Here is a 23,291-nt window from a genome sequence, read left to right as displayed (position 1 = left end):
CAGCAGGGCGTCCAGGTTGTTCGTCACACAACGATCTTGGACGCCCTGTCCGCGTTCCCGGACGCACCGTCAGCATTCGGAATGACTCGTCTAGGTCCTGACTCCGGCGGGGTCGGGGCCGGGATTGGGGCCGGGGCCGGGGCCGTCCAAGTCTTCGATCGTGGCGCTGGACGGGGCTCTGCGGGGCGCCGTGGCGCGGGCCGTGAATTCCGCGTCCCGTACCACGCGTACCAGGTTTCCCCAGGTCAGCGCCGCGATCTCGGATTCGTTCCAGCCCCGGTCGAGGAGTTCCGCGATCAGGGTCGGGTAGCAGGAGGCGTCTTCGAGACCCGGGGTGCGCGGGGCGCCCGTGGTCAGGCCGTACGTTCCCGAAAGACCCACATGGCCGGGTCCTGCCACGTCCCTGACCCGCTCGATGTGGTCGGCCACGTCCCGCACGGAGACGGCCGCGCCCCTTCGCTCGATCTGTTCGGGGGCGAAGCTCACCAGGCACACCCCGCCGTGCTCACCGAGCTCGGCCAGCAGCTCGTCGCTCGCGTTCAGCGGATGCGGGGTGAGCGAGGACGCCGCCGAGCGCGAGAGCAGTGCGGGCGCCGTCGAGGAGTCGAGGGTGCGGCGCCAGGTGCCCTCCGTGGCGCCGGACAGGTCGAGCAGTATCCCGAGCCGGTTCGCCTCGCGCACCACTTCGAGGCCGAAGCGGCTGAGCCCCGGGTCGGTCCAGCGGGTGCCCGGGCCCAGCGCGAGAGCCCGTACGCCAAGGACGTGGTACGCCCGCAACGTGCCCAGCGAGTCACCCAGCGCGTGCGCCGCCACCGGTCCCAGGAACGAGGCGATGCGGCCGCAGTTGCGGGCGTCGGCGAGGTCGCCCGAGGTCAGCGCGAGGCGCAGCCACTGGGGGCAGGAGGCGATCAGCGAGCGGATCCTGTCCAGGCGCTCCAGGGTGACGCCGGCCGGGTCCGTCCCTTCGACGTCCGCGGTCAGCGCCCAGAACTGGGCGCCGACCCCGCCGGCCCGCAGCCGCGGGATGTCCGTGTCGAGCGCGCTCTCGCCGACCTCCAGGTCGTGCCAGGGAGTCGAGGCGAGCGCCTTCGCCAGGGTGTTGTGCCCGTCGGCCACGGGGTACGCGGCGAGTAGCGCGCGGGCCCGGTCGAGGCCTTCGTCGCCGTGCTCCGGTTCCGGTACGGGTATCGGGTCGGGCGGGGTGGAGGTGGAGGTCGGCGGGTCGAGCTCGCCGATCGCCGAGGTGTTCTGGGGGTCGTCCTGCAGATCTGCCATGACGGGCTCCCGGTTCGGCGGTGACGGCAGTAGCCATACCGTGTCACGCGGGGGCGGTGGGGTCGCGGCGGGCGAGGCGTTCGGGGGACCCCGGGGATGTTTCCCCACCCGCCCGCCCGTGCGGCTACTTGAGAGTGCAGCCCCCTGGGGCTCCGCCCCAGACCCCGTTCGCGCGTCCTCCCACCCACCCGCCCGTGCGGCTACTTGAGGCTGCAGCACCCTGGGGCTCCGCCCCAGCCCCCGTTCACGCGTTCACCCACCCACCCGCCCGTGCGGCTACTTGAGGCTGCAACTCCCTGGGGCTCCGCCCCAGACCCCGTTCGCGCCTGAACGGCGCTCGTCCTCAATCGCCGGACAGGCTGAGGATGCCCCCACTGAGCCCCCTGAAGGGCGCGAGGAACGCGCAAACCAGCCTGCAGGCACAAGCCGGGCACCCCAAGGGCGCGGGAAACGCGCAAGCCAACCCGCAGGCACAAACGGGGCGCCCCAAGGGGCGCGAGGAACTGCGCGAGAAGCGACCACGGCCCCCCGTCGAAGGCGGGTTTCAGGGGCGCGAGGAACTGCGCGACCAGCCCCCGCCACCCCGCAGACGAAAACGGCCCTCAAGGGGCGCGGGGAACTGCGCAAACCAGCCCGCAGGCACACACCTGGGCACCCCCAGGGGCGCGAGGAGCGCGCAAGCCAGCCCGCAGACACAAGCGAGGCACCCCCAGGGGCGCGGGGAACTGCGCAGACCAGCCCGCAGGCACACACCTGGGCACCCCCAGGGGCGCAAGGAGCGCGCAAGCCAGCCCCGCAGGCACAAGCGAGGCACCCCCAGGGGCGCGGGGAACTGCGCAAACCAGCCCGCGGGCACAAGCGAGGCACCCCCAGGGGCGCGGGGAACTGCGCAGACCAGCCCGCAGGCACACACCAGGCACCCCCAGGGGCGCGAGGAGCGCGCAAGCCGGCCCGCGGGCACAAGCGGGGCACCCCAACGGCGCGGGGAACCTCGCAAACCAGGCCCCCCGGCGCCCGCAGGGTTACGTGTCCAGGGACGCCCGCGTCGCGTTCGACGGGCCCCGCAGGGGGCGGAGCTCCCTCGATACCGACTCCGCGTCCCGCAGCACCCGTACCGCGTTGGACCACGTCAGCTTCGCCAGGTCCGCCGCGGACCAGCCGCGGGACAGCAGCTCGGCCACCAGGTTCGGGTAGCCCGAGACGTCGTCCAGGCCGGACGGCGTGAACGCCGTGCCGTCGAAGTCGCCGCCGATGCCGATGTGGTCGACGCCCGCGACCTCCCGCATGTGGTCCAGGTGGTCCGCCACCGTCGACGCCGTCGCGACCGGCCGCGGATGCGTCGCCTCGAACGCCTCGTGGAGCTTCATCGCCTCCGGCGAGGAGTCGAGGTGGTGCAGCCCGTGCGCGCGCAGGTTGTCGTCCGCCGCCTGCGTCCAGGACACCGCCGCAGGCAGGATGAACTTCGGGACGAAGGTCGCCATCGCCACGCCCCCATTGGCCGGCAGCAGCCCCAGCACGTCGTCCGGGATGTTGCGCGGGTGGTCGCAGATCGCCCGCGAGGACGAGTGGGAGAAGATCACCGGGGCCACCGACGTGGACAGCGCGTCCCGCATCGTCGTCGCCGCCACGTGCGAGAGGTCGACCAGCATCCCGATGCGGTTCATCTCGCGGACGACGGCGTGGCCGAACGGCGAGAGCCCGCCCACGTTCGGCACGTCGGTGGCCGAGTCCGCCCACGCGAGGTTGTCGTTGTGGGTCAGCGTCATGTAGCGCACGCCGAGCGCGTACAGGGCGCGCAGCGTGGCGAGGGATTCGTTGATCGAGTGGCCGCCCTCGGCGCCCTTCAGGGAGGCGATGCGGCCCTCGGCGCGCGCCGCCTCCATGTCGTCCGCGGTGAGCGCGGCCACCAGGTCGGCGGGGTGGCGCGCCAGCAGCTGGTCGACGCAGTCGATCTGCTCAAGGGTCGCGCTGACCGCCGCGTCGCCGGTGAGGTCGGTCCGTACGTACACGGACCAGAACTGCGCGCCGACCCCGCCGGCCCGCAGCCGCGGGATGTCGGTGTGGGTGCGGCCGGTCAGGTCGGTCGCGATGTCGCAGCGGTCCAGGTCGTAGCGGACCTTCTCGCGCAGCGCCCAGGGCAGGTCGTTGTGGCCGTCGACCACGGGGTGGCGGGCGAGCAGGTCGCGGGCTTCGTCGAGTGGGCTCATGGCACTCACTTTCCGAATCCGAAGGCGCCCGAACCCTCGGCCTTGGTGCGCAGCCGCTTGCCCTTCTCGGTCGCCTGGTCGTTCAGCTCCTGCTGGAACTCCCGCATGCGGGTGAGCAGTTCGGGGTCGTGGGCGGCCAGGATGCGGGCCGCGAGGAGGCCCGCGTTGCGCGCGCCGCCCACCGAGACGGTGGCCACCGGCACACCTGCCGGCATCTGCACGATGGAGAGCAGCGAGTCCATGCCGTCCAGGTACTTCAGGGGCACGGGCACGCCGATCACGGGGAGCGGGGTCACCGAGGCGAGCATGCCGGGCAGGTGGGCGGCGCCGCCCGCGCCCGCGATGATCGCCTTGAGGCCGCGGTCGGCGGCGTGCTCGCCGTACGCGATCATCTCGCGCGGCATGCGGTGCGCCGAGACCACGTCGACCTCGTACGGGATCTCGAACTCCGCCATGGTCTTGGCCGCGGCCTCCATGACCGACCAGTCGGAGTCCGAGCCCATGACGATGCCGACGACGGGACCGTTGACAGAAGCGCTGCTCATTCGGTGATCGTTCCTCTGAGGTAGTCGGCTGCGTGGCGGGCCCGCTCGCGGACCTCCGCGAGGTCGTCGCCGTAGGTGTTGACGTGGCCGACCTTGCGGCCGGGCTTCACTTCCTTGCCGTACATGTGGATCTTGAGTTGCGGGTCGCGGGCCATGCAGTGCAGATACGCGTAGTACATGTCCGGGTAGTCGCCGCCGAGCACGTTGCACATCACGGTCCACTTCGACCGAGGGCGCGGGTCGCCCAGGGGGAGGTCGAGGACGGCGCGGACGTGGTTGGCGAACTGCGAGGTGATCGCGCCGTCCTGGGTCCAGTGGCCGGAGTTGTGCGGGCGCATCGCCAGCTCGTTGACGAGGATGCGCCCGTCGCGGGTCTCGAAGAGCTCGACCGCGAGGTGGCCGACGACGCCGAGCTCGTCCGCGATGCGCAGGGCGAGCTGCTGGGCCTCGCCCCCGAGGTCGTCGTCGAGGTCGGGCGCCGGGGCGATCACCGTGTCGCACACGCCGTCGACCTGGACCGACTCGACCACGGGGTAGGCCACCGCCTGGCCGTGCGGCGAGCGCACGACGTTGGCCGCGAGCTCCCGTACGAAGTCGACCTTCTCCTCGGCGAGGACGTCGACGCCCGCCTTGAAGGCGTCGGCGGCGTCCGCCTCGGAGCGTACGAACCACACGCCCTTGCCGTCGTAGCCGCCCACCACCGTCTTGAGGATGACGGGGAAGCCGTCGCCCTCGGCCGCGAACCGTGACACGTCGGCCGGGTCGGCGACGATGCGGTGGCGCGGGCAGGGGGCTCCGATCGCGCTCAGCTTGGCGCGCATCACTCCCTTGTCGTGGGCATGCACCAACGCGTCGGGCCCCGGCCGGACGACGATGCCGTCCGCTTCCAGGGCCCGCAAATGCTCGGTCGGCACATGTTCGTGATCGAAGGTGATCACGTCACAGCCACGCGCGAAGTCACGCAGCGTGTCCAGGTCGCGATAGTCGCCGACGACGACCTCGCTCACCACCTGGGCCGCCGAGTCCTGCGGGGTGTCACTGAGGAGCTTGAATCTGATGCCGAGGGGGATGCCCGCCTCGTGGGTCATGCGGGCGAGCTGACCGCCGCCGACCATGCCGACTACCGGGAACGTCACTCCTCCAGGGTATCCGCCGCCCTCGCGGTGCCCGTAGGGGCCGTGTCCACCGGTCGTTCAAGGAGCCCGGGGGCAGCGCGCCGAGGGGGTGGTTAGCATGGGCGGGTTGACTGGCACGAAAAGCACACCTACTCGGACGGGGCTGGGCGATCACCATGAGTGCACAGGGCGCATCGCCATCGCGACTGCGACTGCTCGTACGCGAGGTCGCCAAATTCGGCGCCGTCGGCGGGTTCGGGGTGCTCGTGAACATGGGCGCCTTCAACCTGCTGCGGCATGCGACCGAGCTCCAGGTGGTGCGGGCCAGCCTGCTGGCCACCGGGATCGCCATCGCGTTCAACTACGTGGGCTTCCGCTACTTCGCCTACCGCGACCGCGAGAAGAGCGGCCGGGCCCGTGAGCTGACGCTCTTCCTGCTGTTCAGCGTGGTCGGCGCGGTGATAGAGAACGGCATCCTGTACGTGGCGACGTACGGGTTCGCCTGGAACAGCCCGTGGCAGAACAACTTCTTCAAGTTCCTCGGCATCGGACTCGGCACGCTGTTCCGGTTCTGGTCCTACCGCACCTGGGTCTTCCGTGCCCTCCCGGCCCGGGAGGCAGTACAGACGGCGGAATCGTTTCTCGACGAGCCCCGGCCCGCCGTCCCCGCCAAGCACTGACCGCACGCCCTGACCGCACGCCCTGAGCGCACGCCCTGAGCCCGCCCCGCGCTCCCTGACGCACCCCCGCTGCCGCCCGAGCGCGCTCCCCGACGCACCCCCGCTGCCGCCCGAGCGCGCTCGCTCCTCGGCCCTCAGCGGATCGTCGTCGTGCTCTGCGGCTCCCTGCGCCCCCGTGCCTCCCGGCTGAGGAACAGCGCGAACACCGCCGGCTGCTGCTGGAGCATTTCGAGCCGGCCGCCGTCGGCCTCCGCGAGGTCGCGGGCGACCGCGAGACCGATGCCGGTGGAGTTGCGGCCGCTGATGGTCCGCTCGAAGATCCGCGCGCCGAGGTCGGGCGGCACCCCGGCGCCCTCGTCGGTGACCTCGACCACGGCCTGGTTGCCGGTGACCCGGGTGCGGACCGCGACCGTGCCGCCGCCGTGCATCAGTGAGTTCTCGATCAGGGCGGCGAGCACCTGGGCGACGGCGCCCGGGGTGCCGACCGCCTTCAGGCCGGTCTTGCCGGAGCGCACGATCGCGCGGCCCGCGCTGCGATAGGCCGGGCGCCACTCCTCCAGCTGCTGCTTGACGACCTCGTCGAGCGAGAACACCACGGCCGAACCGGTGCGCGGATCACGACTGTTGGTGAGCAGCCGCTCCACCACGTCGGTCAGCCGCTCGACCTGGGTGAGCGCGATCGTGGCCTCCTCCTTGACCGTGTCGAGGTCGTCGGTGAGGGCGATCTCCTCCAGGCGCATCGACAGCGCGGTCAGCGGCGTACGCAGCTGGTGCGAGGCGTCGGCCGCGAGGCGCCGTTCGGCGGTGAGCATCCGGCCGATCCGGTCGGCAGAGGAGTCGAGCACATCGGCGACCCGGTCGAGCTCCTGCACCCCGTACCGCTTGTGCCGCGGCCGCGGGTCGCCCGAGCCGAGCCGTTCGGCGGTCTCGGCGAGGTCGGTGAGCGGGGAGGCCAGCCTGTTGGCCTGGCGTACGGCCAGCAGGACCGCCGACACGATGGCGAGCAGGGCCACCGCCCCGATGATCAAAAGGGTGCGGCCGACCTCCCTGGTCACCGTGGAGCGGGACTCCTCGACGAGGACGGCCTCGCCGCGCTCGCCCACGGCGGTGCCCCTGATGACCGTGCCCTCGGGCTTCTCGCCGAGCTCGATCACCGGGCGGCCGGGGATCTCGACGCGGGCGTAGCGCCGGGGGTCGATCTGTTCGTTCAGGGCCTGCGCGTTGACGGTCTCCTTGGCCAGGGTGCGGCTGTCGACGACGGAGACCAGCCGCAGAGCCTCGGAGTCGACACTCTCCTGGGCGCTGCTGCTGATGGTCCGTGTCTCGACGATGACGAGCGAGACGCCGAAGACCGCGATCACCACGAGAACGACCGCGAGTGTGGAGTTGATCAGTCGACGGCGCATGTGCGAGGGGGCTCTAGCTCTTCTCGAAGCGGAAGCCGACTCCGCGGACGGTGGCGATGTAGCGCGGGTTGGCCGCGTCGTCGCCGAGCTTCTTGCGCAGCCACGAGATGTGCATGTCGAGCGTCTTGGTCGAGGACCACCACGTGGTGTCCCAGACCTCGCGCATCAGCTGGTCGCGGGTCACGACCCGCCCCGCGTCCCGCACCAGGACCCTGAGCAGGTCGAACTCCTTGGCGGTGAGCTGCAGCTCCTCGTCGCCCATCCAGGCGCGGTGCGACTCGACGTCGATCCGCACGCCGTGGGTGGCGGGCTGGGGCGCCGACTCGGTGGCGCCGCGCCGCAGCAGGGCCCGGACCCTGGCGAGCAGTTCGGCCAGGCGGAAGGGTTTGGTCACGTAGTCGTCGGCGCCGGCGTCGAGGCCGACCACGGTGTCCACCTCGTCGGCGCGGGCGGTGAGCACGAGGATGGGGACGGTGTGTCCCTCGGAGCGCAGCCTCCGGGCGACTTCGAGGCCGTCCATGCCGGGAAGCCCCAGGTCGAGCACGACCAGGTCGGCGCCCCCCTGCAGTCCGGCGTCGAGGGCGGTCGGGCCGTCCTCGCGCACCTCGACCTCGTAACCCTCCCTGCGCAGGGCGCGGGCCAGTGGCTCCGAGATGGACGCGTCGTCCTCGGCGAGCAGTACACGGGTCATGGGGGTGATGGTAGTCCGCGGCGGCGACAATGCGTCAGGTGATCCACCCACCCTGCGGGTCTACGGCGCGATCTTGTATGACACCTTCGAATGAGGGCGAATGGTTCCGGGGAGGCCTGTGATCCATCTCTCAAGTCCTTCCATATGCCGCACTCTGGTGACGTATGGTGTCCCAACGCCTATAGCACTACTCGTGGACCTTTGGCCTGCTTGGCGCGCCAAAGGTCACTTTTCTGCACAGGGCCGGTCTTGCCGGTCCTGGGATCAGTGAATGACCTACGGGCCGGGCCCCAGCGCGAACCAGCGCACGGGGCGTGGATCCCGGTGTGGTCTGTCCTTCCCGGTCTCCCCCACGGAGCCGGACCCCAAAGGCGTTGGGGGGACAGCCGCCATGCCGGTGCCGGCCTTCCCCCACCGGGCGCGATTCAACGCTCACGAAGCGCGCGTCCCGAGCAAGCAAGGATCGACCATGGCGTCCAGCCTGACGAAGGACTCCGCCAGTACCACTGGCACCGAGAAGACCTTCCTCGGCCACCCCCGCGGCCTGGCCAACCTCTTCATGACGGAGATGTGGGAGCGCTACAGCTTCTACGGCATGCGGGCCCTGCTCGTGCTCTACCTGGTCGCCCCGGCGTCCCAGGGCGGACTCGGGTTCAACATGGCCACGGCCACCGCGATCTACTCCGTGTACAACGCGATGGTGTACCTGCTCGCCCTGCCGGGCGGCTGGCTCGCCGACCGCGCCTGGGGTGCCCGCAAGACGGTGGCGGTCGGCGGCACGATCATCATGATCGGCCACTTCCTCCTCGCCGTACCGTTCGAGATCTCCTTCTTCATCGGTCTCGCGGCCATCGCGCTCGGCTCCGGTCTCCTCAAGGCCAACATCTCCACGATGGTCGGCCACCTGTACCCGGACAAGAACGACCCGCGCCGCGACGGTGGCTTCACGGTCTTCTACATGGGCATCAACCTCGGCGCCTTCTTCGCGCCGCTGACGATCGGCACGGTCGGCCAGAAGGTCAACTGGCACTTCGGCTTCGCGCTCGCCGGTGTGGGCATGGCCCTGGGCCTGCTGTTCTTCTTCTTCGGCACCCGCCACATGTCGGCGGAGAGCGATGTCGTCCCGACGCCGATGTCCGAGACCGAGCGCGCCTCGATCATCAAGAAGGTCCTGATGTGGCTGGGCGTCGCGGCCGTCGCGTACGCCGCCCTCGCGGTCTCGGGTCACTTCACGGTCGACTGGGCCATCTGGCCGCTGACCATCGCCGGCCTCGTCATCCCGGCCTGGTACCTGCTGCGCATCAAGCGTGACAAGGACCTCGACCAGGTCTCGCAGTCCCGTATGTCGGCGTACGTGTGGTTCTTCGTCGCCGCGGCCGCCTTCTGGGGCATCTACGACCAGACCGGTTCGACGCTGAGCGTGTTCGCGCAGGACAACACGGCGAACAGCCTGTTCGGCCTGAACTTCCCGTCGAGCTGGTTCCAGTCCCTGAACCCGCTGTACGTGATGGCCCTCGCGCCGGTCTTCGCCTGGCTCTGGGTGTACCTGAACAAGCGCCGCCAGGAGCCGAGCACGCTGTCGAAGTTCGCCTTCGGCCTCACGCTCATCGGCCTGTCGTTCTTCGTGATGATGCTGGCCCAGGCCGCCTCCTCCGGCGGCGTCAAGGTCACTCCGCTGTGGCTGTGCGCGGTCTACCTGATCCAGACCGTCGGCGAGCTGACGCTCTCCCCGGTCGGGCTCTCGCTGACCACCAAGCTGGCGCCGGAGAAGTACGCCTCCCAGATGATGGGCGTGTGGTTCCTGGCCGTCACGGCCGGCGACTCGGTCATCGCGCTGCTCCAGCTGATCGGCGCCCCGACCGACTCCTCGTACTGGTTCGCCAGCCAGGGCGGCCTCGCCGTCCTCGCCGGTGTCGCGATCTTCTTGTACCGCAGGAAGGTCCAGCCGCTCATGGGCGGCGTGCACTAGGGGGTGTCTGGTGGATCATGGCCGGGGGTGCGGCGCCTGGCACGGCACCTCGCGGCGTTGCCGAAACGCCCCGATAGCTCCGCTATCACGACGTTCCGGCGCCTTGCGATGCACCGCACCAGGCGCCGCACCCTGACCGACCCTGATCCACCAGACACCCCCTAGCACCGTCTTGGCACGTCAAGGGCCGCCGCACCTCCCGGTGCGGCGGCCCTTGGCCGTTCCCGTGGTGCGTCAGCGCGTGCCGCGCAGCCGCCGCCACGGGGTGAAGGTGAAGATCGCGCCGCCGAGCAGGAGCACGGTGCCCGCGACGAGGCCGAGCGCACGCAGGGCGCCGGTGTCGCTCGCACCGGTCTGGGCGAGGCCGCCGGACGAGGACGAGGCGCCCGCGGAGCCCGATGTGCCCGCGGTGGTGGCCGCGCCCGAGGTGCCGCTGCCGCCGGCCGCGCCGCCGGGCTGGGCCGCCGTATCCAGCTCAAGGGAGACCGGCGCGGTGCCGGAGACCTTGCAGGGGATGTGGATCGGCGAGCCGCCCAGGGTGACGTCGATGGACAGGTCACCGGGGGCCAGCGTCGACTTGCCGGATGCGCCCGGCGTGTAGGTGCCCGTCATGTCGGTCAGGTCGACCGGCGCCCCCGACTTGATCGGGTCGGGGCTGGCCGGGCCGGTGACGGACACCGTGCCCTTGTCGGCGCCTGCGACGACGACCTGCATGGACGGCTTGAGCGCGCCCGCCGGAAGGTCGGCCGGGCTGTTCATGACGCCCTTGGCCGTCTTGACGGTCAGGGCGTAACTCCCGCCGCTCTTCTTGGCGTTGATGGTCACCTTGGACTGGATACTGGCCGGTCCCGGCGCGGTGCAGGCGAAGGTGACGGCGACCTCCTTGCCGGGGAAGTCGCTCTGGCCGCCGCTGCCGCCGGTGGTGGCGCCGGAGGTGGATCCGCCGCCGGTACCGCCGGACGCCGAGCCCGAGGTGGACCCGCCGGTGGTGCCGCCCGACGTGGTCGAGCCGGTGGTGCCGCCCGACGTCGTCCCACCTGTGGTGGAGCCGGTCGTGCCCCCGGACGTGGTGGAGCCGGACGTGCCCCCGGACGTGGTGGAGCCCGTCGTGCCCCCGGACGTGGTGGAGCCGGTCGTGCCTCCGCTCGTCGTGCCCCCGGAGGTGCCCCCCGCGTCCGTCACCTTGATCGTCGCGCCGACGCCGACCGCCACCTTCGGCGTGCACTTGGTGTCCGTCGACATGATCTGGTTGACGTTGATGTTGTACGCGTCGGGCGTCAGGGTGACGTCGCCCGCCTTGGTCAGTTTCAGCTTGGCCGTCATGTCCGAGAGGACCATCGGGCTGTTCTTGGGGATCGGCGGGTTGGTCCGGGGCCCCTTCATGGCGATGTCGGCGCTCTGCGCGCCCGCCGCCTTGAGGGTGCCGGTCGGCTGGACGACGTCCTTGTTGAGGTCCAGGACGTTCGGATTGTTCGACGCGGCCTGGGTGAACTTCCAGACCACATCCACCTCGTCACCCACCTTGGCCGTGGCCGGCGCGGTGATCTGCACCTTCGTCGTCCCCTCGACCGGCGGCAGGCCGGAGATGGACGGCGGTATGCACTCGGTGGAGTACGAGACTTCGGCTGCTTGTGCGGGACCTGCGGCGAGGACGATTCCCGCGCCGCCGAGCATCAGCGCGATACCGGCCGCGCTCATCCTCCGTTGCGTGGTCACGAATTTCCCTTCGTCGTGGGACCGTACGGACGGCCCGGGCGGCTCTCTGGCGGTGCGGAGTCGGGGGTGAACCAGGGCAGTGCGGCCGGGGTGCCGTGCGGCCCCGCGCCCGGGGCCCGGTGCGCGTCCGGCTCGGCGGGCGGCTCCGGCCCGGCCGGCGGCGCGCCCTGCTCGCCTGGCGTTCCGCGCAGCCTCGGCAGGCGTACGGTCACGTCGGGCAGGCGTACGCCGCGGTGGCGCCGGGCTGCGCCGGTCCGCCCGGGGTCGCGCGGGCGCAGCCGGTCGACGACGGCCATGCCGATGCGGAAGAGCGCGGCGGGCACCACCAGGCAGAGCAGGATCCAGAAGACGGTGACGCCCCAGGGGCGGTCCACCCCCCAGGGCTCGGTGGCGAGCAGCTTCTTGGCGTACATGAGCGAGACCTGGTAGTCGCCGTGGGCGCCGGCCGACAGCTCGAAGTCGAGCTTGATCTCGGCCTTGTGGCCGGGCTGGATGGTGCCCTTCCACTGGCGGTCCTCCCACTGGGGTGCGAACACGCCGTGTGCGGTGCCGAGTTGGAAGACGGGGTCCTTGACGGGGGCCGAGCCCAGGTTGCCCACGGTGAAGACCAGGGTGCGGGCGGGCGGGGCGCCGAACCAGGTCAGCAGGGAGCTCCGGCCGTCGAGCCGGGGCTCGGCGAGCACCGCGAGCCTGCCATCGCCGCTCTGGTCGGGCAGCGGCGCCACCGGATGCCCGGTGATCTTCAACTCGGTGTCCATCAGGGCCGGTTCGCCCTGCACGGTGGCGACGTGGACGACGCAGGGGCAGGGCCTGGGCGGCGGCGCCGCAGGGAGGACCTTGGTGAAGGCGCCCTTGGCGTCGGTCGTGACGGCCTGGCCGTCGGCGTTGGAGCAGGAGTTGGTGCCGCCGATGACGCCCCGCACGGGATCGGACTGCCCGCAGACCAGCAGCATCAGCAGGGCGTTCGGCCGCCAGCCGCTGCCGGTGACGGTGACGTCGGCGCCCTTGGCCGCCTCGGCCGTGGAGAGCGTAACGGCGGGTCTGCCGCCGTCGGCGTACGCGCGTCCGGCCGGTGCCACGGCCAGGAGGACGGCGACGAGGCCGACGGCGAGAGCCAGCACGGCAGGCAGGGCAGCGGGCAGGACGGCGGGGGCAAGCAGCGCCAGGGCCCGGCCCCTCGGGTGTGGCTTCACTGGCGGGCTCCTGTCTGCGCCGACTCGCGCTGTGGTGCCGGTGTTTCGGCGGACCCCGCGCGCGATGCCCGGCGGCGGCGCAGGACGAGCCTGACGGCGGCTGCCGCGCCGCCGAGCAGCGCAAGTCCCGCTCCGGCGACCGCGCCCCACGGCACGAAGGAGGCCGCGGCCGTCGCGCTGGAGTGGGCGCCGCCGCCTGCGGTGACGTCCAGGCGGACATCGACCCGGTCGAGGGCGGGCGGGTGCGGCCAGGGCTCGGTCAGCTCGACGCGCTGCGCCGGCAGGAGCTCGACCGGCAGGAGGCGGGGCGCGCGGTCGAGGGCGCGGCCGAACACCCCGTCGGCGCGCACGGCGAGGCGCGGGGTCAGGGCGGTGTTGCCCCGGTTGACCAGGGCGTAGCGGATGAGGCCGCGGCTCGTGTCGACGCGTACGGACTCCACGGTCAGGGCGCTCAACGTCGGCCCCGCGACCCGTACGTGAAGACGGATGTCCACCTCGCGCCCGCCCAGCGCGGCGGTGAGTGCCGCGGGGCGGTCGCCGGGCTGCGCGCCGGCCGGAACGGTCACCGAGAACGGCACGTCGGCGCGGGTGTGCGGCGGGATCCGCACTTCGGGCGAAGCGAGCACGATCCACGGGTCGGGCGTGCGGCGCACGGCGAGGGAGCCGTCGGCCGTGTTGTACGCGGCGGCTCCGCGCAGCGTGAGCGTGAGAGGGGCGCCGGAGGGGTTGCTCAGCGAGAGCGTGTCCTCAAGGACCGTGCCGGGCGCGCCCTCCAGGTAGAAGTAGGGCCGCCCTTCGGCGCTGGGCCGGGTGCCGCCGCCGGATGCGGGCGCGGCGGTCCACTGTCCGCCCGCCGGGGGCGCGGCCCGCGCGGCGGGCGCCGGGAGCGCGCACAGCAGCAGCGCCAGGACCGGCAGGGCCGGGCGGATGTGACGCATCGGCGGCTCCTCGGGCGCGAGGGGTGGCCCCTTGCGGGGTGTACGGGAGCGCGGGAAACGGAACGGCTCCCGTCGGGGGCGTACGGGAGCACGACGGCTCCTCAAGGGCGCGTACGGAAGCGGGGATCAGGCCCGCTGGTTGCGCCGGGTCAGCCAGAGCACTCCGCCCGCCCCCACCAGGACGACCGTGCCGCCGAGGGTGCCGAGTGCGACGGCCGAGTCGAGGGGGCCCGTCTTGGGCAGGGCCGCGGGCGCCGTCGCGCCACCGGAACCGCCTGTGCCGCCCGTGCCGCCCGTGCCGCTCGCCCCGGTGACGTCGAGTTCGAGGGAGGGTCCTGGACTGTTGCCGGGGGTGCAGGTCGTGGTGGTGCCCAGCGCCTTGATGGTGAGGACGCCCGCGGTGAGGGTGACCTTGCCGTTGGCCTTCGGCACGTAAGTACCCGACAAGTCGCTTATTTTGATGGGGGAGTTGGCGGGGATCTCCGCGGAGTTGGCCGCGCCCGTGACCGCGACCGTGCCCTTGTCGGCGCCGCCCAGGGTGATCACGGCGCTCGGGTTCATCGCACCGGCGCCGAGGGCGACCGGGCTGGAAGACACGCCCTTCTGGAAGGACATGGTGACTTTGTAGGAACTGCCGCTCTGGACCGCCTTGATGTCGATGGGCGAGACGGCACTCTTTGCGCCGATCGGCGTCTTGCAGTCGTAGTTGACGTCGACGACGGAGGCGTAGGCCGCCGGGGCGGCGATCAGCACCACCGAGCCCGCCACCGCCGTCGCCAGCGCGCGAGCTGTCCGCTTCGGGTACGACACCTCGAATTCCCCTCATGCCGGTGCTGCCGGAGCCCGTCACGTTACTGACGGCGCATCAGATAGGGCGCTCAAGGTACGCCGGGGGCCTTGTCGAGGGAAGACACAGAACAGAGCGGATCGAGCCCCGGACACGCCAAGGGCCCGGCGACCCGAACCGCCGGTAACCGCTAAAGGGAGGTACACCCGTCGCCTGAACGGGAGTTACGCGGGCGCCGCGAGTGCGAACCCCACGACGGGAGTTACGCGGGCGCCGTGAGTGCGTGGCCGGAAGTCACGCGGGCGCCGCGAGTGCGTGAACGGGAACGGCGCCGAGTGCCGCGAACCCCGCGACGGGAGTTACGCCAGTACCGCAAGGGCCGCACCGCCAGGGCCTCCAGGGGCGGGCACCATCCGTGCCGCGGGCCCCACATCGGGAGTTGCACCAGTACCGCAAGGGCCGCACCGCCAGGGCCGCACCGCCAGGGTTGCAAGGGGCGGGCACATCCGCGCCCCGGACCAAACCCCCAACGGGAGTTACGCGGGCGCCGCGAGTTCCGCCCAGACCGTCTTGCCGGCGACGCCCGGCGTGCGCACCACGCCCCAGTCGAGGCACAGCCGCTGCACGATGAACATCCCGTGCCCTCCGGGGCGGCCCGCGCGGTGCGGGGTGCGGGGGGCCGGTTGGCCCGCGCCGAGGTCGCTGACCTCAAGTCGCAGGACCTTCGCGGTGCGCGACACCCTCAGACCCTCGGGGCCCTCGGCATGCAGACAGGCGTTGGTCACCAGCTCGGAGACGACGAGCAGGACGTCTTCGGCGGCGGCGCGGCCCTCGGCCGTCGCCGCCGGAAGCCAGCCCCAGTCATAGAGCGCCTGCCTGGTGAAGTCGCGCGCCATCGGGACGATGCCGCTCGCTCCATTGAGCGCGAGGACGCGCGCGGACGTGACGGAGCCCGTGCCGTCGGATTCCGACGGCACAGCGCCGGGCCCGGCCCCATGGGGCTCTGGCCCACGGTCGCCCGGAGCCTGCTCCCGGGTGGTGCTCATCAGCGCTTCACCTCACCGATTCGCCAATGTCGTGTCTGCTCTCCTGCCCGGACGAACCGGGGTCAGTCACGCAGAGCGGTGTCGAGCGAATCATGCACGGTGAAGACCGCTTCCGCTCCTGTGATCTCGAAAACCCGCGCAACCACGGGCTGCATCGCCACCAGATGGACCGCGCCGCCCAGCTCCTCCGCCTTGAGGCGGGCGCCGAGCAGAACGTTCAGGCCGGTGGAATCGCAGAATTCCAGCTCCGAGCAGTCGACGACCAGCTTGGTGCGCCCCTGGGCGATGGCCTCCTCCAGGGGTTCCCTCAGCAGATCCGCCGTGTGGTGATCGAGCTCACCCGCCGGAGTCAGAATCTCAGCTGCGCCCTCGGTGCGGACTCCGACCCGGAGCCGGCCCCGATTCGTGCTGCCGACCGTGCCGCGGTCCATGCCGTCCCTCTTCGCCGATTCGTCGTAACTTCTCAAGAACACTACGCCTTCCCTGCGACATCTGAAAGCCAAACAACCCCGCAAAGCGGACATATGACCACAAAGAAGCCTTGCGAGAGCCCACTCGTAGCGGGTAGGGGTAGTAGCGACAGTTATTCAACACGACCGGCTACGGAGGCGCCGCACACCGCGGACAATACGTATGGGCATCGGCAGCCATATGCCGAGAACGATGGAGGAGACGCATGTCACCCCGGCTCGACGCGTCGCGAGATACGTCGATCAAGCAGGCACCGCAGGACATCCACCCCCCGCGCGCACGACAGTACGCGGCAGAGGGGCTTGAGGGTCTACCCGAGATCCCGCCTTTCGCCGAAGTGGGCCCCGTTGACGCGCGGGCCCTTTCGAAGACGCTCTTCGCCCGCCTCGACTCACTCGAAGAGGGCACGTCGGAGCACGCGTACGTACGCAACACCCTGGTCGAACTGAACCTGGCCCTGGTCAAGTTCGCCGCATCGCGCTTCCGCTCCCGCAGCGAGCCGATGGAGGACATCATCCAGGTGGGCACGATCGGCCTGATCAAGGCGATCGACCGGTTCGAGTTCGACCGCGGCGTGGAGTTCCCCACGTTCGCGATGCCGACCATCGTCGGCGAGATCAAGCGCTTCTTCCGCGACACCTCCTGGTCCGTGCGGGTTCCGCGCAGGCTCCAGGAGCTCCGTCTGGACCTCGCCAAGGCGGGCGACGAACTCGCCCAGCAGCTTGACCGCTCGGCCACGGTGGGCGAGCTCGCCGAACGCCTGGGCATCACCAAGGAAGAAGTCGTCGAAGGCATGGCGGCGAGCAACGCGTACACCGCGAGCTCGCTCGACGCACAGCCCGAGGAGGACGACTCCGAGGGCGCACTCAGCGACCGCATCGGCTACGAGGACCACGATCTCGAAGGGATCGAGTACGTCGAGTCGCTGAAGCCGCTGATCGCCGAACTCCCCTCGCGGGACCGGAAGATCCTGTCGCTGCGCTTCGTCGCCAACATGACGCAGTCCGAGATCGGCGAAGAGCTCGGCATTTCCCAGATGCACGTCTCCCGACTGCTCTCGCGCACCCTGCGCAAGCTCCGCAAGGGGCTGACCGTCGAGGAGTGACGCACGCCTGTCCGAAGGGCCCGTTCCGTCAAGGTGCGGGCCCTTCCGCGTTGTTGACGAACCGGGCGGACTGGGTCACATTGGGCGCTGGGGTTGCGGGGGGTCTGGGGGGACTTCATGGCGTACGGCGGGCTCGAAGCGCTGACGCGCGACCGGCTGGGGCGCGAGAACACCCCCCTGTACGGCAGTCCCGGCCCGGCACCCGAACGGGCGGCCCGGGACGCGCGGTTGGGCATCCGGCTCATCGAGGACGCGGCCCAACACGCCCTGCCCGTTGCCCCGTTGAAGGCCGCGCGCGCCGGGGAGATGCTGCGCGCGGCGGGCATGAGACCCGCGAGGGGCGGCCCCGCCGGTGTCTGACACGGCCGGAGCCGGGACCGAGGACAACACCGCGGCGCCCTCCGACCGGCCCGGCACGGACAACACCGCGGCGCCCTCCGACCGGTCCGGCACGGCCGGCTCCCCGCCCACCGGCACCGGCGTCGGCGTCAGCACTGCCGTCGGCACTGGTGCCAGCGCTGACACCGGCACTGACGCCGGTGACTCGATGTTCCGCAACGCCTATGCACTGATGCTGTCCACGGCGGTCTCGGCCGCGCTCGGTCTCGGCTTCTGGCTGGTGGCGGCCCGCTACTACAGCGAGGAGGCGGTCGGACACGGCTCGGCGGCCATCGCCGCCATGAAACTGCTCGCCTCGCTCACCGCCACCACCATGATCGGCGCGGTGGTCCGTTACGTGCCGCGGGCCGGCGCCTCGACGGGTCCGCTGGTCCGGCGCGCCTATGTGGTCAGCACCGTCGTGGTGACCGCGGCCTGTGTCGTCTTCCTGTTCACGCTGCCGCTGTGGGGCCCCTCGTACGCGCCGCTCTCCGGGCCCCGGGCCGGGGCGCTCTTCACGGTGTCCTCCGTGGCCTGGGCGATCCTGACCCTCCAGGACGGCGTCCTCACCGGGCTGCGCAAGGCGATCTGGGTGCCGGTAGGCAACGCCGTGTTCTCGCTCGGCAAGCTGCTCCTGCTCGCCGTGTTCTCGACGCTCGCCCTCGGCGTCTTCGTCTCGTGGGCGGCCGCGACGGCGCTGTCCATCGTGCCGCTCGGCCGGCTGGTCTTCCGCCGGCTGATCCCCGCGCAGGCCGCCGCCGACCGCGACCGGCCGGTGCCGGAACTGCGCGAGATCGGCCGCTTCCTGGCCGGGGACTCGGTGGGCGCGCTGTTCTCACTCGCCATGATCAACCTGCTGCCGGTGATGGTCGCGGTGCGCTTCCCGGCCGCGCAGAACGGCTTCTTCTTCATCGCGTACACCGTCGGCGGGACGATGGAGTTCATGGCCACCAACATGGCCTCCTCGCTCACCGCGCACTCCTCGCACAGCCCGGACGAACTCGCCGACGGGGTACGCGGCGCGCTGCGCCGGATGGCGCTCCTGCTCGTCCCCGTCGTGCTGTTCCTCGTCCTGTTCGCCCGGCAGATCCTCGCCCCGTTCGGCGACGACTACGCCCAGCACGGCACGCTGGTGCTGCGGCTGCTGGCCGTGGCCGCGATCCCGCGGGTCGCCGTCGAGCTGTACATCGGTGTGCTGCGTGTGCAGGGGCGCACCGGCGTGCTCGCCCTCCTCCAGGGCGCCATGTGCGCCCTGGTCCTCGGCGGCGCCTCTGTGCTGCTCGGGCCGTACGGCATCTCCGGCGCGGGCTGGGCCCAGTTGTGCGCGATGAGCCTGGTGGCGGTGTGCTGTGTGCCCGGACTGCGCGGGGCGCTCGCGGGCCGCGCCGCCCCGCACCCGCCCCGCATCGCCAAGTCCGGTGAATTCGGGACGAGTTGGGCCGCGCGGGCGCATGCGGATCGGGAGGCGCGGGCCCGGGAGTACGGGGCGCGCTGGGCCACCCGGACGGCGTATCTGCGCGGGGGCGTGGACACCGCGACGCCCGCGTTCGGCATCCCCCTGTACGTGCCCGGAGCCCACCCGGAACCGGGCTCCGACACCACCCTGCGTTTACGTCTGCCGCCCGACGCCGGGGACCAGGAGCCCGACGCCGGGGACCATGAGGGCGACGCCGGGGACCAGGAGGGCGACGAGTCCCGTCTGGTGATGGCCTTGTGGCTGCTGCTCGGCCTCGCGGCGGGCCTGTTCTGGGTGCCGCTGTCGCGCGCCGCCGCGCCCGTCGGCGGCGACCTCAACGGCACGGGGCTGCTGCGTGCCCTGCCGCCGGTGAGTCTGACCGCCGGGGTGCTGCTCATCGTCGTGTGCAGCGCCGCCGTGTCCCTCTACCGCCCGCGCCCCGCGCTGCTCGCGGCGGGGCTGTGCGTGACGGTCGCCGCCCTGCACACCGCGCCGGTCATCCTGGGCGTGCGGCCCGACCCGCTGTCGGGGCCCTGGCACACCCCACTCGCCCGCCTCCTCACCGAGACCGCCGGTTTCGCCACCCAGGACGGTGTCGAACGCTGGCTGCCGATGGCGCTGCGTCTGCTCTGCCTGGCCCTGGCGACGGTGCTGCTGCGGGCGCTGGGTGCGCACTGGCGGGTCACGTCGGTCGTGGTGTGGGTGCTGGCGGTCGCGGCCTGGGCCGCCCAGCACACCTTCGCGACGGTCGCGCTGCCGGTCTTCGCCGGCCTGTGCGCCGCCACGGCGGGGGTGCTGCTGCGACACGTGCTCGCCGCACGTGAACGGGCCGCGGCGCGACGCCGCTGAGCACGAGCCCGGCCCGCATGGGGCACGCGGCCCACCCCCACCCCGGTTCACCGCCCGGGGTCGGCCTTCGTGCGTTTCGCCCGCTCGGCGGCGCCCCGGGTCGCGGCCGGCAGGGGCAGCCCGGGGAAGGCGCAGGCGACGGTGGAGAGAGCGGCCATGCAGACCAGGAAGGCGGTCGCCGAGAACCCGTGCACGAGGAAGAGACAGGTGGACACGAGCGCCCCGATCGCCAGGCTGAGCGGCGCGGCGAGCGCGAGCGCTTCCAGGCGGGCGCCGGGGCGCGGGGCGCGGGGGCGCGGGGCGCGGGGGCGCGGGGCGCCGGGGTGCGGGGCGCCGGGCTGCGGGGCGCCGGGCAGCAGGGTGCCAGGCTGCGGGGCGCCAGGGTGCAGGGCGCCAGGCTGCGGGGCGCCAGGCTGCGGGTGGAGCAGCGCGAGCCCGGGGCCGAGCGAGACGAAGAGCAGTACGGGGATCCAGCGCAGGGGGGTTGCTCCGGGCAGCGCGGTCGCCCCGAGGGCGAGCCAGCCGGAGAGGGCGAGGGTGGTTCTGACGTACGTCTGGTTCCGGTTCCGGGCCATGTCGATGTTCCTCCGGGTCGAGCCGCCAACACATCACCGCGCAGTTCCCCGCGCCCCTTAAACCCCCTTTCCCCTGCGGACCGTGGCCACTTCTCGCGCAGTTCCCCGCGCCCCTGAACCCCCTTCCGGCCGCAGACCGTGGACGGTTGCTCGCGCAGTTCCCCGCGCCCCTGAACCCCCTTCCGGCCGCAGACCGTGGACGGTTGCTCGCGCAGTTCCCCGCGCCCCTGAACCCCCTCGCGCCTGCGGACCGTGGTCGCTTCTCGCGCAGTTCCCCGCGCCCCTGAACCCCCTTCCGGCCGCGGACCGTGGGCGGTTGCTCGCGCAGTTCCTCGCGCCCCCAAACCCCCTCGCGCCTGCGGACGGTGGGCGCTTCTCGCGCAGTTCCCCGCGCCCCCAAACCCCCTCGCGCCTGCGGACCGTGGTCGCTTCTCGCGCAGTTCCCCGCGCCCCTATCAGCACTGGTGCAGGAGCCGTGCTGGCCTGCATGGGCATCTTCAGCCTGTCCGGCGATTGAGGACGAGCGCCGTTCAGGCGCGAACGGGGGTGCAGGGGGCGGAGCCCCCGCATGGGGGCTGGGGCGCAGCCCCAGGGAGCCGCACCCTCAAGTAGCCGCACGGGCGGGAGGGTGGGAAAACCCGCCGGGGCCGGGGTCATGGGCGGCGCGGCGGCACGTACTGGAGAACCGTGCCGTACTCGTTCCCCGCCACCACCCGAAACCGCGGCGAAGCCAACAGCTTCGCCCGCAGCTCACGAAAGCCCCCCGCAGGAAGCAACCCCTCCCCCGCGCAGTAGATGGCCTGAGTACGCGTGAGGATGAAGTACACGGGCCGCCCGTCCTTCGGCAGCTGCGGCTCCAGATACCCGACAGGATCCCGCAGCATGATCGCGTTCTGGGGTTCCTCCTGTTCGGCCACGTACCAGTGCTCCAGCTGGTCGTAGCGGTGCAGCGACTGCGGAAAGGAGCCGCTGACCGCGAGGATCATCGAGCCCTTGGCCGCATGGTCGAGCACCCGGGTCACCAGCGCCGTCTCGGCGGGCGGCGTGTAGTACATGCGCTCCTTGCCGTAGTAGGCGGGAACGAACCCGGCGACGAGCAGCACGAGCACCAGCGGCAGCGCGACCGGGGCGGCCCGTCGACGCACGACGACCCCGGCCCCCCGCACACCCTGCCCAGCCGTCCCCGCCGCAGGCACCAGCGCCGCCGCCGCGAAGAACGCGGCGCCGGGCAGCCCGAACAGGTAGACACGGAAGAGCATTTCGCCGCCGTAGTCGTTCACGGCGAACAGCGGCACCGGCGCCACCGACACCAGGAGCAGCGGCAGCGCGCTCCTGGCCAGTTTGCGCCGCAGGACGACGGCGACCACCGCGAGAGCGGCGACGACCAGGACCATGACGATGTCGGCGCGGCCCTGCAACACCGGTCCGGGGCCGGTGAGTTCACCGACGTACCCGGCCCGCGAGTTGTTGAGGAGGTTGCCCAGGGACTGCTTGAGCGAGGCCAGCGTCTCCATGAAGAGCGGCCGTCCCATCGTGAGGTCCCAGACCAGCATGATCAGCGCGCTCACGACGAACAGCCCCGGGTTGCGGTAGCGGCGGGTCAGGTTGAGTGCGATCAGGGCGGCGCACAGCATCACCGGGGTGAGCTGGTGGGTGAAGTTGATGGCGGCGATCAGCGGGGCCAGGATCACGACGCAGACCGCTCGCTGCCGCCCGGTGGTGGGCGGCGGAATGCTCGCCGCCGCCGGATCGAGGTGGGCCCGCGAGCGCAGCTCGCCCGCCGCTCCGGGGCGTACGAAGTGCCGGAACACCACGGCGAGCACGGCCAGGTGCAGGATCAGCGCCATGCCCTGGGGCGAGAAGTAGTCCTGGCCGACCCAGTTGGCGACCTCGAAGATCCATACGCCGGTCCACACCAGCCGCCAGTCCTCGGCGAAGGTGCGGTAGATCAGGACGAGGACCGGGATGAGGACGACGCCGTAGAAGAGCGGGACCCAGTTGAGGTAGGAGGCCGCGCTGTCCACGCCGAAGGCCCGCACCAGCCCCGCGTTGAGCGTGAAGAAGCCGGGCCACTGGTCGTACGCCGCCATGTTGCCGGACAGCGGGGTGCCGGGCCGCAGTTCCTGGTTGGCGAGCAGGTGGCTGACCACCGCGTCGTGCTTCGACGACCAGGGGTAGCGCACCGAGTCGTACAGGATCGCGGTGGGCGCCTTGAGGGCGAACAGCAGGGCCACGCTGTGGAGCCCGGGCCACCAGGGCGCGGTGCCGGCCCGCCGCAGGCTGACGACGAAGCCGCCGGTGAGGGCGGCGAGGGAGAGGTAGAAGGCGGCGGGCAGCTTGTCGATCAGACCCCAGTCGCCCATGTGCCGATAGTCGATGCCCGGCAGTGCGTACACCCACAGGGCGACGGCGACGCACAACGGCAGCCAGCTGAACAGAACTTGAGGGGCCATCAGGTCCGCGACCGCCGGCCGGCGCCGCACGTCCTCCGGCCGGCGCCAGGTGTCCTTCGGCCTCGGCTGCGTCCTCCTGGCCGTCATCGGTGGGCCGGGGTCCGCCGCCCGTTGGTCCGCCGCCCGTTCCTCGGCCGCGTCCTCGGGGGGCTCCCGCCCGTTCCCCTGGACCGGCGTGGGCACACGCTTCCGCACAGTGCGACTCCCCCCACAGATGTGGTCGCGGCCGTCACGCCGCTGTCCCTTGGCTGTCCCTTGCTGTCCCTTCGAGGCTGTCCCGGAGAGCGAGTATAGGAACACCCTTCGTGTTTGTGTGGCCCCACCACGAACCGCCTTGCCCCCCCCATTACCGTTTTGGTTGCCTCGCAATGGGGCGCCCGGCCTCCGGAGTTGGCATGACTTTCTCCCCCTGTCGATCGCATGTCTTGGGGGGGGG

Annotated in this window: 19 protein-coding genes; 5 read left to right on the top strand and 14 right to left on the bottom strand. The window is 71.8% G+C overall.

All coding sequences use genetic code 11. The features are described from left to right. Positions 1-90 precede the first annotated feature (90 nt). The 4 genes from ACGFW5_RS34620 to ACGFW5_RS34605 all read right to left on the bottom strand — a co-directional run bounded on the left by ACGFW5_RS34620 (position 91) and on the right by ACGFW5_RS34605 (position 5,163). Positions 91-1,275: a dipeptidase gene (locus tag ACGFW5_RS34620; RefSeq protein WP_393838320.1), complete on the bottom strand. Its 1,185-nt coding sequence runs from the start codon at positions 1,273-1,275 to the stop codon at positions 91-93. 1,022 nt (positions 1,276-2,297) lie between these two features. Then, complete coding sequence (locus ACGFW5_RS34615; protein ID WP_393838319.1) at positions 2,298-3,482, bottom strand: dipeptidase; 1,185 nt, start codon at positions 3,480-3,482, stop codon at positions 2,298-2,300. Positions 3,483-3,487: 5 nt separating this feature from the next. Beyond that, positions 3,488-4,027 carry a 5-(carboxyamino)imidazole ribonucleotide mutase gene (purE, locus tag ACGFW5_RS34610; RefSeq protein WP_393838318.1) on the bottom strand — a complete coding sequence of 180 codons (540 nt, stop codon included), beginning with the start codon at positions 4,025-4,027 and terminating at the stop codon, positions 3,488-3,490. Further along, entirely contained in the window at positions 4,024-5,163 is a 1,140-nt protein-coding gene (locus ACGFW5_RS34605) for a 5-(carboxyamino)imidazole ribonucleotide synthase (RefSeq protein WP_393838317.1), read from the bottom strand. Before ACGFW5_RS34605 ends, purE begins: the two co-directional genes overlap by 4 nt. Positions 5,164-5,318: 155 nt before the next feature. On the opposite strand from ACGFW5_RS34605, the gene ACGFW5_RS34600 reads away from it, so the two are divergent. Further along, the gene (locus ACGFW5_RS34600) at positions 5,319-5,822 is read left to right on the top strand and encodes a GtrA family protein (protein ID WP_393838316.1); all 504 of its coding nucleotides are present in this window, start codon (positions 5,319-5,321) and stop codon (positions 5,820-5,822) included. Positions 5,823-5,956: 134 nt separating this feature from the next. Here ACGFW5_RS34600 and ACGFW5_RS34595 read toward each other — a convergent pair whose 3' ends face one another. Both ACGFW5_RS34595 and ACGFW5_RS34590 read right to left on the bottom strand, forming a co-directional pair. Next, the gene (locus ACGFW5_RS34595) at positions 5,957-7,228 is read right to left on the bottom strand and encodes an ATP-binding protein (RefSeq protein WP_393838315.1); all 1,272 of its coding nucleotides are present in this window, start codon (positions 7,226-7,228) and stop codon (positions 5,957-5,959) included. A gap of 13 nt (positions 7,229-7,241) precedes the next feature. Further along, positions 7,242-7,919 (bottom strand): response regulator transcription factor, encoded by a 678-nt coding sequence (locus ACGFW5_RS34590; RefSeq protein ID WP_393838314.1) that lies wholly within the window; start codon positions 7,917-7,919, stop codon positions 7,242-7,244. Positions 7,920-8,388: 469 nt separating this feature from the next. On the opposite strand from ACGFW5_RS34590, the gene ACGFW5_RS34585 reads away from it, so the two are divergent. Continuing rightward, positions 8,389-9,888, top strand: a complete 1,500-nt coding sequence (locus tag ACGFW5_RS34585) for a peptide MFS transporter (protein WP_393838313.1) — start codon at positions 8,389-8,391, stop codon at positions 9,886-9,888. A gap of 234 nt (positions 9,889-10,122) precedes the next feature. On the opposite strand, the gene ACGFW5_RS34580 is transcribed toward ACGFW5_RS34585, so the two are convergent. The 6 genes from ACGFW5_RS34580 to ACGFW5_RS34555 form a co-directional block, all read right to left on the bottom strand. Beyond that, positions 10,123-11,586, bottom strand: a complete 1,464-nt coding sequence (locus ACGFW5_RS34580) for a hypothetical protein (protein WP_393838323.1) — start codon at positions 11,584-11,586, stop codon at positions 10,123-10,125. Positions 11,587-11,600: 14 nt separating this feature from the next. Continuing rightward, positions 11,601-12,797: a hypothetical protein gene (locus ACGFW5_RS34575; protein ID WP_393838312.1), complete on the bottom strand. Its 1,197-nt coding sequence runs from the start codon at positions 12,795-12,797 to the stop codon at positions 11,601-11,603. After that, positions 12,794-13,735, bottom strand: a complete 942-nt coding sequence (locus ACGFW5_RS34570) for a hypothetical protein (RefSeq protein ID WP_393838311.1) — start codon at positions 13,733-13,735, stop codon at positions 12,794-12,796. Before ACGFW5_RS34570 ends, ACGFW5_RS34575 begins: the two co-directional genes overlap by 4 nt. Positions 13,736-13,861: 126 nt before the next feature. Next, positions 13,862-14,545, bottom strand: a complete 684-nt coding sequence (locus ACGFW5_RS34565; RefSeq protein WP_393838310.1) for a peptidase — start codon at positions 14,543-14,545, stop codon at positions 13,862-13,864. Positions 14,546-15,058: 513 nt separating this feature from the next. After that, the gene (locus ACGFW5_RS34560; RefSeq protein ID WP_393838309.1) at positions 15,059-15,568 is read right to left on the bottom strand and encodes an ATP-binding protein; all 510 of its coding nucleotides are present in this window, start codon (positions 15,566-15,568) and stop codon (positions 15,059-15,061) included. Positions 15,569-15,630: 62 nt separating this feature from the next. Beyond that, positions 15,631-15,999, bottom strand: a complete 369-nt coding sequence (locus ACGFW5_RS34555) for an STAS domain-containing protein (RefSeq protein WP_393838322.1) — start codon at positions 15,997-15,999, stop codon at positions 15,631-15,633. Between the two features lie 245 nt (positions 16,000-16,244). Between ACGFW5_RS34555 and ACGFW5_RS34550 the strand changes: the two genes are divergently transcribed. The 3 genes from ACGFW5_RS34550 to ACGFW5_RS34540 all read left to right on the top strand — a co-directional run bounded on the left by ACGFW5_RS34550 (position 16,245) and on the right by ACGFW5_RS34540 (position 19,827). Next, a complete protein-coding gene (locus ACGFW5_RS34550; RefSeq protein ID WP_393838308.1) occupies positions 16,245-17,144 on the top strand; it encodes an RNA polymerase sigma factor SigF in 900 nt (299 codons plus the stop codon). A 117-nt stretch (positions 17,145-17,261) separates the two neighbouring features. After that, the gene (locus tag ACGFW5_RS34545; RefSeq protein ID WP_393838307.1) at positions 17,262-17,504 is read left to right on the top strand and encodes a hypothetical protein; all 243 of its coding nucleotides are present in this window, start codon (positions 17,262-17,264) and stop codon (positions 17,502-17,504) included. A 187-nt stretch (positions 17,505-17,691) separates the two neighbouring features. Beyond that, the gene (locus ACGFW5_RS34540; protein ID WP_393838321.1) at positions 17,692-19,827 is read left to right on the top strand and encodes a lipopolysaccharide biosynthesis protein; all 2,136 of its coding nucleotides are present in this window, start codon (positions 17,692-17,694) and stop codon (positions 19,825-19,827) included. A gap of 47 nt (positions 19,828-19,874) precedes the next feature. Here the strand turns inward: ACGFW5_RS34540 and ACGFW5_RS34535 are convergent, their stop codons facing one another. Both ACGFW5_RS34535 and ACGFW5_RS34530 read right to left on the bottom strand, forming a co-directional pair. Then, the gene (locus tag ACGFW5_RS34535; protein ID WP_393838306.1) at positions 19,875-20,402 is read right to left on the bottom strand and encodes a hypothetical protein; all 528 of its coding nucleotides are present in this window, start codon (positions 20,400-20,402) and stop codon (positions 19,875-19,877) included. A gap of 653 nt (positions 20,403-21,055) precedes the next feature. Continuing rightward, entirely contained in the window at positions 21,056-23,050 is a 1,995-nt protein-coding gene (locus tag ACGFW5_RS34530) for a hypothetical protein (protein WP_393838305.1), read from the bottom strand. Positions 23,051-23,291 lie beyond the last annotated feature (241 nt).

The sequence above is a fragment of the Streptomyces sp. NPDC048416 genome (genome assembly GCF_043200435.1).
GTDB lineage: Bacteria > Actinomycetota > Actinomycetes > Streptomycetales > Streptomycetaceae > Streptomyces.
Note: the sequence above shows the minus strand (reverse complement) of the source record. Positions and strands in the feature narration are given on the sequence as shown.